The sequence below is a fragment of the Bordetella petrii genome, assembly GCF_017356245.1.
GTDB classification, from domain to species: Bacteria; Pseudomonadota; Gammaproteobacteria; order Burkholderiales; family Burkholderiaceae_B; genus Bordetella_A; species Bordetella_A petrii_D.
In genome coordinates this window covers 2,357,939-2,374,190 of the sequence record NZ_JAFMZZ010000001.1, presented here as the reverse complement: position 1 = coordinate 2,374,190, position 16,252 = coordinate 2,357,939, and the positions used below count along the sequence as shown (strand labels likewise).

Here is a 16,252-nt window from a genome sequence, read left to right as displayed (position 1 = left end):
ATACGCGCATGATGGCTATTGCCCGCGCAGGAAGAGCTTGTCCAGGTCGGACACCGACCACTGTACCCAGGTGGGGCGGCCGTGGTTGCATTGGTCGGCGCGTTCGGTGACTTCCATCTGGCGCAGCAGCGCGTTCATTTCTTCGATGCTCAGGCGCCGGTTGGCGCGCACCGAGCCATGGCAGGCCATGGTGGACAGCAGTTCGTTGCGCTGCTCGGTCAGCAGGCGCGATACGCCCACCGCGCCCAGGTCGCGCAGCACGGCGCGCGCCATGGTTTCGATGTCGCCGCGCGCCAGCAGGGCGGGCACCGAGCGTACCGCGATCGACGCGGGGCCGGCCGGACGCAGGTCGAAGCCCAGGCCGGCCAGTTGTTCCTGGTGCTCTTCGGCCAGGGCCACGTCTTTTTCCTGGGCGTGGAACACCACCGGCACCAGCAGGTCCTGGCGCGGCAGGTCGCGCGCGTCCAGGGCGTGCTTCAGCTGCTCGTACACCACCCGTTCGTGCGCGGCGTGCATGTCGACCAGCACCAGCCCGCGCCGGTTCTGGGCCAGGATGTAGATGCCGTGCAATTGCGCCAGGGCCATGCCCAGCGGGTGTTCTTCATCGGCGGGCAGGACGGGGGCAGGCGCGGGCGCGGGTTCGCGCAGCATGGCGGCCGGCGCGGGCGCGGTGTTGTCCAGCGGGCGGTACAGCGAGCGCCAGTCGGCGGCGGGAATGCCCGCCGGCTCGGCGTGCAGGCGGAACGGCATTTGCGCGTGCGGCCGCGCGGCGCGCTCGGGCGCGGTGGCGGGCCAGGACACGGCGGGACCGCCGCCGCCGGTGGCCGGCGCGGCTGTGTCCGCCAGCGCGGCCGGGTTCGCGGCGGGAGCCGCGGCTGGCGCCAGGCCGGCCGACGCCGGCACGGCGGATGCGCCGCCGGTCTGCGCCAGCGCCTGGCCGACCACCTGCGACACGAACCGGTGCACGGCGCCGCTGTCGCGGAAGCGCACCTCGTGCTTGGCTGGATGCACGTTGACGTCCACCGCGCCGGGATCGATGTCCAGGTACAGCACATAGGCCGGCTGGCGGTCGCCGTGCAGCACATCGGCATAGGCGGCGCGCAGCGCATGGCTGACCGTGCGGTCGCGCACATAGCGGCCATTGACGTACAGGTATTGGCGGTCGGCCCGCGCGCGGGCGGCGGTGGGCCGCGTGATCATGCCCGACAGGCCGATGGCGCCGGCCGAGGCGTCGACCGGCAGGCCGTGTTCGGTGAATTCGGCGCCCAGCACGTCGCGGATGCGCTGCCCCGGGTCGGCCGGCAGCCACTGGCGCTGCGCGCGGTCGTGATGGAACAGGCGGAATGCGATATCGGGATGCGCCAGCGCGATGCGCTCCAGGGCGTCGACGCAATGGCCGAATTCGGTGGCCTCGGCGCGCAGGAACTTGCGGCGCGCGGGCACCGAGTCGAACAACTGGCGCACGTCGACCGTGGTACCCGGCGGGCCGGATGCCGGCGCCACCTGCAGGCTGCCGCCGTCGATCTGCCAGGCGTGGTCGGCCTCGCGGGTGCGCGAGATCAGGGTGACCCGCGCCACCGAAGCGATGGACGCCAGGGCCTCGCCGCGGAATCCCATGGAAGCCACCGATTCCAGTTCGCCCAGCGAGCGGATCTTGCTGGTGGCGTGGCGCGCCAGGGCCAGCGGCAATTCTTCGGGCGGAATGCCCACGCCGTCGTCGGATACGGCGATGCGCCGGATGCCGCCGCCTTCCAGGCGCACTTCGATGGCGCGCGCGCCGGCATCGATGGCGTTCTCGAGCACTTCTTTCAGCACGGATGCGGGCCGCTCGATGACCTCGCCCGCGGCGATCTGGCTGATCAGCAGGTCGGGCAGGGCGGCGATGGCGCGGCGGTCGGACATGGCAGGCGGCTGGATGGAATCAGGCATGTGGCGATTTTAGCCCCCCGGCCAGCCCGCACCGGAAGCAGCCCGCGGCGCTGCGGGCGGCAAGCCCGGTGCGCTATAGTCGAAGCCGGTTCGGTATTTGCCAGGTATTGCCAGGTGTCAGGCTCCCGCCGGGGCGCCTGGCACCGTGCCATTGAGGCAGCCTCTGGCCGCTTCGGTGTCCGGCACCTGCGGAGCCAGGCACCTGGATGCGCAGCCTGGCGCCGCGCCGCCGCTTATTTCACATGGTTATTGCATGCTCGAATTTTTCCAGATGGTGTTGCATATCGACCAGACGCTGGGCGTCTGGGTCGAACAATATGGGTCGTGGGTCTATCTGGTCCTGTTCTTGATCATCTTCGCCGAAACCGGGCTGGTGGTGCTGCCTTTCCTGCCCGGCGATTCGCTGCTGTTCATCGCGGGCGCGTTCGGCGCCACCGGCAGCCTGGATCCGGTACTGCTGGGCGTGCTGCTGATCGTGGCGGCCGTTACGGGCAATACCGTCAACTACGCCATCGGCCGCGCCATCGGGCCGCGCGTGTTCACCATGAACGTGCGCTTCCTGGACCGCGCGGCGCTGCTGCGTACGCACCTGTTCTACGAAAAGCACGGCGGCAAGACCATCGTGATGTCGCGCTTCCTGCCCATTTTCCGCACCTTCGCGCCGTTCGTGGCCGGCGTGGCCGAGATGAACCTGCTGCGCTTCCAGCTGTTCAACCTGAGCGGCGCGGTGCTGTGGGTGGCGGGCCTGATCACGGCCGGCTATTTCTTCGGCAACATTCCGCTGGTGAAAGAACACCTGAACACCATCGTGCTGATCGGCCTGGCGGCCGCCATCGTGCCGCTGGTGGCGGCCGGCCTGGTGAAGCTGGCGCGCGGGCGCCTGCGCGGCGGCAAGGGCCCGCGGCCCTGAGCTCGGCCGGCCGCGCCGGTCAGCCCTGGTCGGGCGGGGTGCCGGCCTTCGGCCAGTACGTGCCGAAGACCCATAAATTCAGTTCCGGATCGCGGCACGAGAATTCGCGGCTGCCGTAGCTGGTGTCGGCGGGTTCCGATTCGATCTGGGCGCCGGCCGCCTTGACCCGCTCGTACAGCGCGTCGGGGTCGTCCACGGCCACGTACAGCGAGTCGGTGCGGCGGCCATCCAGGCTGCCCACCATCTTGCCGTAGGCGTCATCGCGGTGCTGGCCCAGCATCAGAATCGACGATCCCATCGCCAGCTCGGCGTGCTGCACTTCGCCCGCATGCCGATAGACGACGCGCTCGGTAAAGCCGTAGGTGTCGATCAGCCAGCGGATCATCGCTTCGGCGTCGTGGCAGCGCAGGGTGGGAAACAGGCGCGGCGGCTCGCCGGCGGTGTTGGTGTTCATGGGGATGCTCCTTCCTGGCGGTTGGAGCCCCCATCATAGAAGCAGCAAAGCCGGCTGGCGCCGGACTTTGAATAATTGTTACCCCTGCCGCGCCGGCTCAGCTGGCGTCGGCAATGTGCGCCAGCGGAGGATTCGCGACAAAGTACTGCTGGATGCCGGTCATCATGGCCAGGGCCAGTTTCTGCTGGTGGCTGCTCGAGCGCAGCAGCTTTTCTTCGCGCGGATTGCTGATGAACGCCGTTTCCACCAGGATCGACGGGATGTCGGGCGCTTTCAGCACCGCGAAGCCGGCCTGCTCGACATCGCGCTTGTGCAGGCGGTTGATTTTCTTGATCTCGTCCAGGAAGGCCGCGCCCAGCCGCAGGGAATCGTTGATCTGCGCGGTGGTGGACAGGTCGAGCAGCACCTTGGCCACTTGCTTGTCATGGCTGCCGATGTTGACGCCGCCGATCAGGTCGGCCGCGTTTTCTTTTTTGGCCAGCCAGCGCGCCTGGGCGCTGGAGGCGCCGCGCTGCGACAGCGCGAACACCGACGAGCCGCTGGCGCTGGGCTTGATCCAGGCATCGGCGTGAATGGAAATGAACAGGTCGGCGCGCACCCGGCGCGCCTTCTGCACGCGCACGTGCAGCGGCACGAAGTAGTCGTCGTCGCGCGTCAGGTAGGCGCGCATGTTGGGCTGGTCGTCGATCAGCGCCTTCAGGCGCCGGGCAATGCGCAGCACCACATCTTTTTCGCGCAGCCCGCTGCCGCCGATGGCGCCCGGGTCTTCGCCGCCGTGGCCCGGGTCGAGCGCGATGGTGACCATGCGCTTGCGCCGCGAGGGCCGCGACGGCTCGGGGGCCGGCTTGGGCATGGCGATGGCCGGCGGCGGCTCTTGCCCCTGGGCCTGCGGCGCGGGGGCGGTGGGCGTGACGGGATTGCGGGCGATGTCTTCCAGGATGCGCGCCAGCGGGTCGTCGACGTCGGGCCCGGCCTGCTTGTTCAGCATGGCCATGAGCGGGTCTTGCGCCACCTTGGGATACAGGTCCAGCACCAGGCGGTACTGGTAGTCGGCCACCGGCTTCAGCGTGAACACCTGGGGCGCCACGGCCTGCTTCAGGTCGAACACCAGGCGCACGACATTGGGGCGGTTCTGCGCCACCCGCAGCGCCTGGATGTACGGGTCGTCGGGGCGCACCTTGGACACCAGCTGGTTCAGCGCGGTGCTGACCTGCAGGCCTTCGATGTCGACCACCAGGCGGTGCGGGTTGTCGAGCGTGAAATGCTCGGCCTTGAGCTCGCTGTCGAGTTCGAGCGTGACGCGTGTGTATTCATCGGCCGGCCAGGTACGCACGGCCAGGATGGTGGCGGCGTGCGCCAGCCGGGGAAGAACCGGCAGGACGAGCAGGGTGGTGGCGACGCTGATCAGGCGTCGGCGCTGGGTGCCGCTGGCGGAGAGGGCACCTGGGGCGGAGGGACAATCGCGTTCAACCATGTTTGTCCTCGTGCGGTATAGGCAGTCAGGGTGACCTCGCGGCCCGGGCCGGCATAGGCCAGGGAAATCTGCATATCCGGAGGGGGCAAAACCCCCTCGGCACGCTCGGGCCATTCGATCAGGACGACTGCGTCATCACGCAGTAAATCTCGGAATCCCGCGTCCAGCCATTCACGCGAATCACTAAATCTATAAAAATCAAAGTGATAGAAGTATAAGTTAGAAACTTTATAAGATTCAAGCAGCGCATAGCTGGGGCTTTTGATTCGGCCCGTTATGCCGCATTCGCGCAACAACGCCCGCGTAAAAGCCGTTTTTCCGGCCCCCAGCTCGCCCTGCAGGTGGATGCGGCCGCCCGCCGGGCGCCCATCGGCGCCGCTGACCAGCGGGGCGAACCGGCGGGCCAGCGCCTCGGTGGCGGCTTCGTCGGGCAGGGACAGGGTCAGGCTGCGCAGCGGGACGGACATGGCGGGGAATCGAGTGGTAAAACAGGATGAACGTGCCCGGATTATAGGAAGCAGCCCGTCTGCTATCATCGTACTGATTTTTATTCTCGTTTAAGCCATGCCTGCGGCCGCGCCGGCCCGGGCTCTGTCCAGGACATTCCCCGCCATGAAAACCCGCACCGAAAAAGATACTTTCGGCCCCATCGAGGTACCTGCCGATCATTTATGGGGCGCGCAGACGCAGCGTTCGCTGCAGTTCTTCGCCATTTCGACCGAGCGCATGCCGGTGCCCCTGGTGGCGGCCATGGCACGCCTGAAGCGCGCGGCCGCGAAGGTCAACGCCGAGCTGGGCGAGCTGGACGGCAAGATCGCCGATGCCGTCGTGCGCGCGGCCGACGAGGTCATCGCCGGCAAATGGCCCGACGAATTCCCGCTGTCGGTCTGGCAGACGGGGTCGGGCACGCAAAGCAACATGAACATGAACGAGGTGCTGGCCAACCGCGCCTCGGAACTGCTGGGCGGCGTGCGCGGCGAAGAGCGCAAGGTCCACCCGAACGACCACGTCAACCGCGGCCAGTCGTCGAACGATACGTTTCCCACCGCCATGCACGTGGCCGCCGCGCTGCAGGTCGAACATCACCTGCTTCCGGCCCTGAAGGCGCTGCGCGCTACCTTGGCGGCCAAGAGCGCCGAGTTCTACGACATCGTGAAAATCGGCCGCACGCATTTGCAGGACGCCACGCCGCTGACGCTGGGCCAGGAACTGTCCGGCCACGTGGCGCAGCTGGACCTGGCCGAGCAGCAGATCCGCGCCACGCTGCCGGGCCTGCACCAGCTGGCCATCGGCGGCACCGCGGTGGGCACCGGGCTGAACGCCCATCCCGCCTTCAGCGCCAAGGTCTGCGCCGAGCTGGCGCACGACACGGGCTCGGCCTTTGCGTCGGCCCCCAACAAATTCCAGGCCCTGGCGTCGCACGAAGCCCTGCTGTTCGCGCACGGCGCCCTGAAGGCGCTGGCGGCCGGGCTGATGAAGATCGCCAACGACGTGCGCTGGCTGGCCAGCGGGCCGCGTTCGGGCCTGGGCGAGATCCGCATTCCCGAGAACGAGCCGGGCAGCTCGATCATGCCGGGCAAGGTCAACCCCACGCAGTGCGAGGCCGTCACCATGCTGGCGGCCCAGGTCATGGGCAACGACGTGGCCATCAACATCGGCGGCGCCAGCGGCAATTTTGAACTGAACGTGTTCAAGCCGCTGGTGATCCACAATTTCCTGCAGTCGGTGCGCCTGCTGGCCGACGGCATGGCCAGCTTCGACCAGCACTGCGCGGCCGGCATCGAGCCCAACCGCGAACGCATCGCCGAACTGGTCGACCGCTCGCTGATGCTGGTAACCGCGCTGAACCCCCACATCGGCTACGACAAGGCCGCCCAGATCGCCAAGAAAGCCCACAAAGAAAACCTGTCGCTGAAAGACGCGGCCCTGGCCCTGGGGTATGTGACGGAAGACCAGTTCGCCCAATGGGTGGTGCCTGCGGAGATGACTAACGCGGGGAGGTAGCTGGTTCGCCTTTCTTTCTTGCTTGGCGGCGGGGGTGGTTCTTGTGCCGCCGGCGCGTGGTGTGCGGGGTGGCCTCGGCTTCACGGTGCCGTCCGGGCGCCCCGCGCGCCCGGGCCCGGCCCCGAGGCGCCTCGGCCACCCCGCACACCACGCGCCGGCTCGCAATGGTGCCGTCCCGCTGCATGGCTGGGGCGGGCGGGGTTCTTCTGCTTCGTGGGGGCGTTGGTCTGGAAGAAGAAAATCTTGCGGGGCCGTCCCTGAACGCCGCCCTGCGCGGCGTTCAGGGACATTCGGGTGGTGGCTTGCCATGGTTGCTGAGTATGAAACAGGTGTCTGACTCCCGCAGGGTGTCAGACACCGAAGTGTGCAAAGGCTGTCTCAAGAGCACGGTGCCTGGCAATCAATAGCCAGGAATCCTTCTCAGCTACCGGCTCCGCCGGTCACGGCTACCCAGGCGGGGATCGTTGCTACCGACAGCAGCGTGCCCAGCGAGATCAGCAGCGCCACCATGCGCCCGTCGCCGCCCATCCGCATGGCCAGCACGTAGGCGGCTGACGCGGTGGGCAGGGCGGCGAACAGCAGCAGCATGCGCGATTCGGCGGGGGGCAGGCCGAACAGGCTGGCCGCGGCCAGGGCGGCCAGGGGCAGCAGCAGCAGTTTTACCGTCAGGATCCAGGCGATCAGCCGGCCCTGGCCCTGGCCGCCCTGCCAGGACAGGCTGGCGCCCACGCACAGGATGCCCAGCGCCAGCGAGGCCGCACCCAGGCGCGCCAGCACGGCGTCGATGGGGCCGGGCAGCTGCAGGCCCGCCAGGTTGCCGGCCAGGCCGAGCAGGGTGGCCATGAGCAGGGGATTGCGCAGCAGCTCGCGCAGCAGGCTGCTGCCGCCGTGGCGCGCCAGGCCGTACACCGCCGCGACGTTGGCGATGGGCACGGCGAAGCCGACGATCAGCGCCATGGTGGTCTGGCCGTGCGCGCCGCCCAGGCTGGCCGACAGTGCCAGCCCGATGTAGGTATTGAAGCGGTAGCCGCACTGCGCCGCCGAGGCCAGCGCCAGCGGTTGCGCGCGCAGGGCGCGGCCGCCCAGCCAGGCCAGCGCCACCCCGGCCACCACCACGGCGGCCGTGGCCTGCAGCAGCGCCAGGGCGCTGCCGGCGCTGATGGGGGTGCGCAGGATCGCCTGGAACAGCATGGCCGGGAACAGCACGAAATACACCATGCGCTCTGTTCCGGCGAAAAATTCGCGGTTGAAACCCAGTTTGTGGCGCATCAGCCACCCCAGGGCGACCAGCAGGAAATCCGGCAGAACAAGTAGGGCGACCGACATCAAAATTCTGAAAAGTTGGGGAAAATACCGCGTGTTTCGGCCGCGCGAACAGGCCGTTTTGCTGCTATTCTCCCCGAATTCGGCAGAGCGCGTGTGCCCCATGCACGCTGGATTTCATATACTTCGCTCGCCCGTCTTCGCAGCGGACTGCTTATCGGCGGTTCGCTGTAGCCTGCACAATCGGCCCCCATACAGGGGGCCTGCACCTGGAGGAAATACAACAATGATGATCAAAGCACGTACCCTGGCATCGGCTATCGCGCTGGCCACCGGCCTGGCGGCCACGTCCGCCGCCGTGGCCGCGGACGCTTATCCCAGCAAGCCGATCCGCGTGATCGTGCCGTTCGCGCCGGGCGGTTCCACCGACATCATCGCGCGCCTGGTTACCCAGCGCATGAGCCAGGAACTCGGCCAGCCGATGGTCGTCGAGAACAAGGGCGGCGCCGGCGGCGCCATCGGCGCGGCCGAAGCGGCCCGCGCCGACGCCGACGGCTACACCCTGTCGATCGCCACGGTCTCCACCATGGCCGTCAACTCGGCATGCCGCCCCAACGACCTGCCCTACGATCCCATCAAGGACTTCCAGCCGGTCACCAACTTCGCCAACACCGCCAACGTGGTGTCGGTGAACCCCAAGTTCCCCGCCAAAGACTTCAAGGGCTTCCTCGAAGAACTGAAGAAGAACCCCGGCAAGTATTCGTACGGCAGCTCGGGCACCTGCGGCGTGCTGCACCTGATGGGCGAGTCGTTCAAGATCGCCACCGGCACCGACATCGTGCACGTGCCCTACAAGGGTTCGGGCCCGGCCGTGGCCGACGCCGTCGGCGGCCAGATCGAAATCCTGTTCGACAACCTGCCGTCGTCCATGCCGCAAATCCAGGCCGGCAAGCTGCGCGCCATGGCCATTGCCTGGCCCGAGCGCATCGACGCCATCAAAGACGTGCCCACCTTCAAGGAAGTCGGCTACCCGCAGCTGAACCAGCCGGTGTGGTACGGCCTGCTGGCGCCCAAGGGCACGCCGATGGACATCGTCAACAAGCTGCGCGACGCGGCGGTGGTGGCCCTGAAAGACCCGAAGGTCATCGAAGCCCTCGACAAGCAGGGTTCGGCGCCGTCGGGCAACACGCCGGAAGAATTCGCCAAGGAAATCCAGGAGCAATACAACTGGGCGAAGGACATCGTCAAGAAGAGCAACATCTCGCTGAACTAAGCCGCGCGCGCGGCGGCGGGCCGGCAAGGCCTGCCGCCGCCGCACAGCACACGGGCGCCCGCGGGCGCCCGTTTTTTTCAAGACTCGCCGGGCAGCTGGCGGGCCAGCTCGGCGCAGGCGTGGCGCAGCCGCTCGATGAATTCGCGATGCAGCGCCGACAGCGGGTCTTGCGTGCGCGTCAGGATGCTGAGCGGCACTTTCAGCGGCGGGTCGAGGCGGCGCACCACCATGCCCGGCCGCAGCATGGCCCGCACGGTGATGGCGTCGACAATGGCCTCGCCGCATCCCGCGTCGGCCAGGGCGCAGGCCACGTAATGGGTTTGCACCTGGATGGCCACGTCGGGATCCAGGCCCTGCGCGTCCAGCGCCATTTGCAGCAGCGAGCCCGACGCATCGCGCGAGTCCAGCACGATCAGTGTGTCGTCGACCAGGTCGGCCAGCCGGGTGGCGCCGCCGCCGGGCTTGCGTCCCAGGTGCACCAGTTCGGTATGGCCCAGTGTCGCTCGGGTCAGGCCGGGATAATCGTGCATGTCGAACGTGACGGCCAGGTCCAGCTCGCGCGCCAGCAGGCCCTGCACCAGTTCGGCGCTGTGATAGGTGTGGATGTCGAACGTGATGCCGGGCCGCGCGTCGCGGCTGGCCCGCACCACCTGGGGCAGCAGGCCCAGCCCCAGCGCCGGCGCGCAGCCCAGCCGCAAGTGGCCGTGCGGGCGTTCGCGCAGGCTGGCGGCCAGCCTGCGCACGCTGTTCAGGTCCTGGTTCAGGCGCGAGACTTCGGGGGTCAGGATTTCGGCTTCGCGGGTGGCCACCAGGCGGCCCTTGACGCGCTCGAACAGCTTGAAGCCCAGCTGCGCCTCGGCATGCGCCAGCAGCTTGCTGGCCGCGGGCTGGGAAATATGCAGCGCGGCCGCCGCTTCGGTCAGCGAGCCGGTGCGGCGGATGGCCTCGAAAATTTCTATGTGGCGCAGGCGCATGTCGGAATGTGGCGGTAAAAGAGGGGGCTTGTTTGCCCTAGGCATTCTATTGCGATAATGCCCGCGTCGGCGCCGCGTCTGGCGCCGTGCAACTTTGCGGGAGACTCCGATGCGTGTTCATCGATGGGCGGGCGCCTGGTGCGCCGCGCTGCTGTGCGGCGCCGCCGCCGCGCAGCCGGCCGCCCCGGCGGCGCACGAAAGCATCAATCCGGAAGCCGCCTCGGGCTATACGGCCAGGCAGGCCGTGACGGCGCAGCGCTTCATGGTGGCGACGGCCAATCCGCTGGCCACGCAGGCCGGCTATCGCATCCTGCAGGCGGGCGGCAGCGCGGTGGACGCCGCCATTGCCGCGCAGTTGGTGCTGGGCCTGACCGAGCCGCAATCGTCGGGCATCGGCGGCGGCGGGTTCATGGTGCACTACGCCGCGCAAAGCCATGAACTGCGTGTCTACGACGCGCGCGAGACCGCCCCGGCGGCGGCCCGGCCCGACCGCTTCATGCGCGACGGCAAGCCGCTGCCGTTCAGGCAGGCGGTCAACAACGGGATGTCGGTCGGCACGCCCGGCTTGCTGCGCGGCCTTGAGCTGGCCCACCGGCAGCAGGGCAGGCTGCCCTGGCGCAGCCTGTTCGAGCCGGCCATCGCGCTGGCCACACAGGGTTTCGAAGTGTCGCCGCGGCTGCATGCCCTGCTGGCCGATGCGCGCGCCGAGCTGGCCGCCCAGCCGGCGGCCGCGCGCTATTTCTATGGCCCCGACGGCCAGCCCTGGCCGGTGGGCCATGTGCTGAAGAACCCGCAATACGCCGAGGTGCTGCGCCGGGTGGCCGACAAAGGCGCCGATGCGTTCTACCACGGCGAGATCGCGCACGACATCGTGGCGGCCGTGCGCGCGCATGCCACGCCGGGCGACCTGAGCGTGGCCGACCTGGCGGCCTACCGCCCGCGCGTGCGCGAGGCGGTTTGCGGCGAGTACCGTGCCTATCGCCTGTGCGGGCCGCCGCCGCCCAGCAGCGGCCCGCTGGCCGTGCTGCAGATGCTGGGCATCCTGCAGCATTTCCCCATGGCCCGGCTGGGGTCTGACAGCGTCGAGGCGGTGCATTATTTCGCCGAGGCCGGCCGCCTGGCATTTGCCGATCGCGGCTTTTACGTGGCGGACCCGGCCTTCGCCAAGGTGCCGGTGCGCGCGATGCTCGACCCGCAGTACCTGGCCCGCCGGGCCGCGCTGATCCGCCCCGACCGCGCCATGGGCACGGCCCTGCCGGGCGATCCGGCCGGGCTGCTGGCCCGCCGCGCGCGCGACGACGCGCTGGAAGTGCCGTCGACCTCGCACCTGGCGGTGGTCGATGCGCAGGGCAACGTATTGTCGATGACCAATTCCATCGAATCGGCTTTCGGCAGCAAGATATTCGTGCGCGGGTTCCTGCTGAACAACGAGCTGACGGATTTCTCGCTGTCGTTCAAAGACCCCGAAGGCCGGCTGGTGGCCAACCGCGTGCAGCCGGGCAAGCGGCCCCGCAGTTCGATGGCGCCCATGATCGTGTTCCGCGACGGCAAGCCCTACATGGCAGTGGGCTCGCCCGGCGGCAGCGCCATCATCAATTACGTGGCCAAGACGCTGGTGGGGGTGCTGGACTGGCAGCTGGATATCCAGCAGGCGATCTCGCTGCCCAATATGGGCAGCCGCAACCAGGCCACCGAGGTAGAGCGGGGCACGGCGCTGGAAAACATGATGCCCGCCCTGCGCGGCATGGGGCACGAGGTGAAGGCCGTGGACTTCCCGAGCGGCATCCAGGGCATTGTCATCGACGGCGGCCGCCTGGTGGGCGGCGCCGACCCGCGCCGCGAAGGGCTGGTGCTGGGAGAATAAGGTCCCACCCCCGAAGCGCTGCGCGCTTCCCCCTCAAGGGGGCGACGCAGGCGGACCGGCGGAGCCGGATCCGCCGCGTCCCCGATTCAGCGGTACAGCGACTATCTCGATTCTACGGCTTCAGCCACCTGCGTCACCTGACCTCTGGCTGGGGCCGGTCAGTCACCTGCTTCGGCGCGGATTTCGGCGTCGTGCTCGCCCAGGGCGGGGGGCGGGCGGCGCAGGGTGGCGGGCGTGCGCGACAGCTTGATGGGTGAGCCCACGCCGCGGTAGTCGCCCTGTTCCAGCACCATGCCGCGGTGATGCGTGTGCGGATGGCGCAGCACATCTTCGACGTTCTGCACGGCCGCGGCCGGCACGCCTTGGCGCAGCAGCTGTTCGGCCAGCGCCGCGGCGTCGTGCCGCGCCAGCAGCGCGGCCAGTTCGCCGCGCAGGGCCTCGCGATGCTGCAGGCGGCTGGCGTTGCTGGCAAAGCGCGCGTCGTCCGCCAGCTGCGGGGCTTCGAGCGCCCGCGCCAGCGCCGCGAACTGCCGGTTGTTGCCCACCGCCAGGAAGATTGGCCCGCTGCGCGTGGGCAGGGTTTCGTAGGGGGCGATGTTGGGATGGGCGTTGCCGGTGCGGCCCGGCACCTTGCCGCTGTAGAAATAATTGGCCGCATGCGGATGCAGCAGCGACACCGCGCAGTCGTACAGGGTGATGTCCAGGAACTGGCCCAGCCCGCTGCGCGCCCGCTCGTTCAGCGCCAGCAGCACCGCCACCGCCGCGTTCAGGCCGGTGACCATGTCGACCACGGGCAGGCCCACGCGCGTGGCCTCGCCGTCGGCGTCGCCGTTGACGCTCATCAGGCCGCACATGGCCTGCGCGCAGGCATCGTAGCCGGGCAGGCCGCCCAGCGGCCCGTCGGCGCCGAAGCCGCTGACGCGGCAGTGGATCAGGCGCGGAAACGCCGCGCTCAGCGCGTCGTACCCCAGGCCCCATTTTTCCAGCGTGCCAGGCTTGAAGTTCTCGACCAGCACGTCGGCGTCGGCCAACAGCCGGCGCAGCAGTTCCTGGCCGGCCGGCTGCGACAGGTCGAGCGACATGCCGCGCTTGTTGCGGTTGACGCCGATGAAGTACGACGCCGTGTCGCCCAGGAACGGCGGCCCCCAGCCGCGTGTTTCGTCGCCGGCGGGCGGCTCGATCTTGATGACGTCGGCGCCGTGGTCGGCCAGCAGCTGCGTGCAGTAGGGGCCGCCCAGCACGCGCGACAGGTCGATGACCCGGCAGCCCGCCAGGGCGCCGGCTTGCAGCGTAGGGATAGGCATTGGATGTCCTCAGTCCATGGCCACGTGGGCTTCCCGGATGATGTCGCGCCACTTGGGTACCTGCGCGTCGATGAACGACGCCAGGCCTTGCGGGGTTTTATCGTCGGCTTCGACGATGCCCTGTTTGTGCAGCGCCTGTTTCACGCCAGGCTCGGCCAGGGTGGCGATGAAGGCCTGGTTCAGGCGGGCCACCACGTCGGCGGGAGTGCCGCGCGGCGCCACGATGCCGAAGAAGACGCTGACGTCGTAGCCGGGCAGGCCCTGCTCGGCGATGGTGGGCAGGTCGGGCAGCGCGTCGGAACGTTCGGCGCTGGCCAGGCCGATGGCGCGCAGGGTGCCGGCCTGCACATGGGGCAGCGCCGTCAGGATGTCGGTGAACGACATCGATACCTGGCCGCCCAGCAAGTCGTTCAGCGCCGGACCGGTGCCTTTGTACGGCACGTGCAGAATCTGCGTGCCCGCCATCTTGTTGAACAGGATGCCGGCCAGGTGCGACGAGGCGCCGTTGCCCGACGAGGCATAGCTGAGCTTGTCGGGGTTCTTCTTGGCGTAGGCGATCAGTTCCTGCACGTTGTGCACGGGCACCGACGGATGCACGGTCAGGATGTTGGGCAGGTGCCCGATGCGGATGACGGGCGCGAAGCTCTTCTGCGGATCGTACTGCTGGTTCTTGTACAGGCTGACATTGATGGCCAGCGGCCCCGAGGTGCCGAACAGGATGGTGTAGCCGTCGGGCTTGGCGTTGGCGACGTATTCGGCGCCGATGTTGCCGCCCGCGCCGCTGCGGTTTTCCACCACCACGGTCTGTCCCAGCTGGTCTTTCAGGCCGTCGGCCAGGCGCCGCGCCATGGCGTCGGTGGGGCCGCCGGGCGGGAAGGGCACCACCAGGGTCACGGGCCGGTCGGGGTAGGTGTCGGCGGCGGATGCGGGGGCGGACGCCAGAATGGCGGCGCCTGCCAGGGCCAGGCAGAAAATGCGGCGTTGCATGGTTGTCTCTCCAGAGGTCGATGGGCGCGCTCTCGCCCGCTGGGCGGGTCGGATGGCGCTGTTGTAGAAACGGCCGGCCGCGGCCGGCCGGCGGGTTACAGGGCGTGGGCCAGCATGGCGCGGCAGGCGGCGTCTTCGTCGGCGGGAATGGCGCAGGGGTCGCGCGGCGCCAGGCGGTGCAGCAGCACCTGGTCGGCCAGTACGCCGCGGGCGGCCAGGCCGGGCGCGCGCGCTTCCATGCGCAGCGCCGCCAGCGACAGCGCGTGGTACAGCGCCGATGCGGCCTGGCGGGCCAGGTCGGGGCGGTCGTGCAGGGCGGCGTGGCCGGCCAGCGCAAAGGCGCCGTCGAGCGCCCGCGCCTGGTTGTCGGCCAGCGCGGGTGCGCAGGGCGCGCCTTCTTGCAGCAGGGTGTCGATGTGCCGGCGCAGCGCGGGCAGGGCGTCGGTTTTCTGGATGGCGCGCAGGACGTCCAGCGCCACGATATTGCTGGTGCCTTCCCAGATCGACCCCAGGTGCGCGTCGCGCACCAGCCGGGCTTCGACGAACTCTTCGATGTAGCCGCAGCCGCCGCGCACTTCCATGCCGTCGCCGGTGACCTTGCGCGCGTCGCGGCAGGCGCGGAACTTGATCAGCGGCGTCAGGATGCGGGCCAGCGCGGCGGCGTCGGCATTTTGTTCGGCGTTGGCCAGCGCCACCGCCGTCTGGAACATGACGCTGCGCGCCTGCTCGGCCCACACGGTCATCTTGGCCAGCTGGCGGCGCATCAGCGGCATGTCGATCAGGCGCTTGCCGAAGGCGCGGCGATGCTGCGCGAAATAGGTGGCCTCGGTGACGGCGCGGCGCATCAGGCCGGCGGCGCGCATGCCGTTGGACAGCCGCGAGTTGTTGATCATGTCGGCCATCTGCTTGAAGCCCTGGCCGCGTTCGCCCACCAGCCAGGCCAGCGCGCCTTCCAGGCGGATTTCGCCGCTGGCCATCGAGCGCGTGCCCAGTTTGTTCTTCAGGCGCAGGATGCGGTAGGCGTTGTGCGTGCCGTCGGGCAGGTCGCGCGGCAGCAGGAACAGCGACACGCCCTTCAGGCCGTCGGCCGGTTCGCTGCGCGCCAGCACCATGGCGAAGCCGGCGTCGGGATTGGAGCAGAACCATTTGTCGCCGTGCAGCCGCCAGCTGCCGTCGGCATGCGGCTCGGCGCGGGTGGCGGTGGCGCTGACGTCCGAGCCGGCGCCCTGTTCGGTCATGAACATGGCGCCCTGGCGCAGTTCGTCGAAATCTTGCGAAGTGACCTGCGGCAGCACGCGTTCGACCAGGGCCGGATCGCCGAACTTGCGCAGCGTGCGGGCCAGCGAGTCGGTCATGCTGACCGGGCAGCACAGGCCGAACTCGCCCTGCACGAACAGGTGGCTGAGCGCGTATTTGGCCGCCGGCGGCATGGGCTCGGGCCAGCCCAGCACGCCGCCGCGGTGCGACAGCGCGGCCAGGCCGAATTCGCTATAGGCCAGCCGCTCGAGCTCGACATAGGCGGGGTGCTTGTGCACGCGCGATTCGTCCTGCCCGCTGCGGTTGCGCACCGACAGGGTGGGCGGGTTCTGGTCGGCGACCGCGGCCAGCGCGTCGATGTGGCCGCCGGCCAGCGCGCCCAGGCGATCCAGGTGCGGCAGCAGATGGGCGTGCAGGGCGGGCGGCAGGTACAGGGCGCACAGCCCGGCGGCGTACGGGTCGGCGCTGAACAGGTTCAGGCCGCGCGAATCCGGGACGTCGGTGGCGGGGGCGGCGGAATGGGGGGTGGACATGGCGGGCGCTCGGATAGCAGGAAAGT

At 69.1% G+C, this 16,252-nt stretch carries 13 protein-coding genes; 4 read left to right on the top strand and 9 right to left on the bottom strand.

The window, feature by feature from the left end; all coding sequences use genetic code 11:
- Positions 1–15: 15 nt before the first annotated feature.
- Positions 16–1,902, bottom strand: a complete 1,887-nt coding sequence (mutL, locus tag J2P76_RS11445; protein WP_207409185.1) for a DNA mismatch repair endonuclease MutL — start codon at positions 1,900–1,902, stop codon at positions 16–18.
- 280 nt (positions 1,903–2,182) lie between these two features.
- On the opposite strand from mutL, the gene J2P76_RS11440 reads away from it, so the two are divergent.
- Positions 2,183–2,839, top strand: coding sequence for a VTT domain-containing protein (locus tag J2P76_RS11440; protein WP_207407424.1), 657 nt, complete (start codon positions 2,183–2,185; stop codon positions 2,837–2,839).
- A gap of 19 nt (positions 2,840–2,858) precedes the next feature.
- Here the strand turns inward: J2P76_RS11440 and J2P76_RS11435 are convergent, their stop codons facing one another.
- From J2P76_RS11435 to tsaE, 3 genes are all read right to left on the bottom strand, one after another.
- Positions 2,859–3,293: a VOC family protein gene (locus tag J2P76_RS11435; RefSeq protein WP_207407422.1), complete on the bottom strand. Its 435-nt coding sequence runs from the start codon at positions 3,291–3,293 to the stop codon at positions 2,859–2,861.
- A gap of 97 nt (positions 3,294–3,390) precedes the next feature.
- A complete protein-coding gene (locus tag J2P76_RS11430; protein WP_207407414.1) occupies positions 3,391–4,767 on the bottom strand; it encodes an N-acetylmuramoyl-L-alanine amidase in 1,377 nt (458 codons plus the stop codon).
- Positions 4,698–5,234: a tRNA (adenosine(37)-N6)-threonylcarbamoyltransferase complex ATPase subunit type 1 TsaE gene (tsaE, locus tag J2P76_RS11425; RefSeq protein ID WP_207407412.1), complete on the bottom strand. Its 537-nt coding sequence runs from the start codon at positions 5,232–5,234 to the stop codon at positions 4,698–4,700. Before tsaE ends, J2P76_RS11430 begins: the two co-directional genes overlap by 70 nt.
- Positions 5,235–5,379: 145 nt before the next feature.
- Between tsaE and fumC the strand changes: the two genes are divergently transcribed.
- Positions 5,380–6,771, top strand: coding sequence for a class II fumarate hydratase (gene fumC, locus J2P76_RS11420; protein ID WP_207407403.1), 1,392 nt, complete (start codon positions 5,380–5,382; stop codon positions 6,769–6,771).
- 420 nt (positions 6,772–7,191) lie between these two features.
- Here fumC and J2P76_RS11415 read toward each other — a convergent pair whose 3' ends face one another.
- Positions 7,192–8,097, bottom strand: coding sequence for an AEC family transporter (locus J2P76_RS11415; protein ID WP_207407401.1), 906 nt, complete (start codon positions 8,095–8,097; stop codon positions 7,192–7,194).
- 226 nt (positions 8,098–8,323) lie between these two features.
- Here J2P76_RS11415 and J2P76_RS11410 point away from each other — a divergent pair, with 226 nt between their 5' ends.
- On the top strand, positions 8,324–9,307 hold the full coding sequence (locus J2P76_RS11410) for a tripartite tricarboxylate transporter substrate binding protein BugE (RefSeq protein ID WP_207409184.1): 984 nt from the start codon (positions 8,324–8,326) through the stop codon (positions 9,305–9,307).
- Between the two features lie 77 nt (positions 9,308–9,384).
- Here the strand turns inward: J2P76_RS11410 and J2P76_RS11405 are convergent, their stop codons facing one another.
- A complete protein-coding gene (locus J2P76_RS11405; protein WP_207407399.1) occupies positions 9,385–10,281 on the bottom strand; it encodes a LysR family transcriptional regulator in 897 nt (298 codons plus the stop codon).
- A 109-nt stretch (positions 10,282–10,390) separates the two neighbouring features.
- Here J2P76_RS11405 and ggt point away from each other — a divergent pair, with 109 nt between their 5' ends.
- On the top strand, positions 10,391–12,145 hold the full coding sequence (gene ggt, locus J2P76_RS11400; protein ID WP_207407397.1) for a gamma-glutamyltransferase: 1,755 nt from the start codon (positions 10,391–10,393) through the stop codon (positions 12,143–12,145).
- A gap of 158 nt (positions 12,146–12,303) precedes the next feature.
- Here the strand turns inward: ggt and J2P76_RS11395 are convergent, their stop codons facing one another.
- The 3 genes from J2P76_RS11395 to J2P76_RS11385 all read right to left on the bottom strand — a co-directional run bounded on the left by J2P76_RS11395 (position 12,304) and on the right by J2P76_RS11385 (position 16,226).
- The gene (locus tag J2P76_RS11395; RefSeq protein WP_207407395.1) at positions 12,304–13,449 is read right to left on the bottom strand and encodes a CaiB/BaiF CoA transferase family protein; all 1,146 of its coding nucleotides are present in this window, start codon (positions 13,447–13,449) and stop codon (positions 12,304–12,306) included.
- Positions 13,450–13,458: 9 nt separating this feature from the next.
- The gene (locus J2P76_RS11390) at positions 13,459–14,436 is read right to left on the bottom strand and encodes a Bug family tripartite tricarboxylate transporter substrate binding protein (protein ID WP_207407393.1); all 978 of its coding nucleotides are present in this window, start codon (positions 14,434–14,436) and stop codon (positions 13,459–13,461) included.
- A 95-nt stretch (positions 14,437–14,531) separates the two neighbouring features.
- A complete protein-coding gene (locus J2P76_RS11385) occupies positions 14,532–16,226 on the bottom strand; it encodes an acyl-CoA dehydrogenase family protein (protein WP_207407392.1) in 1,695 nt (564 codons plus the stop codon).
- Positions 16,227–16,252: the final 26 nt, after the last annotated feature.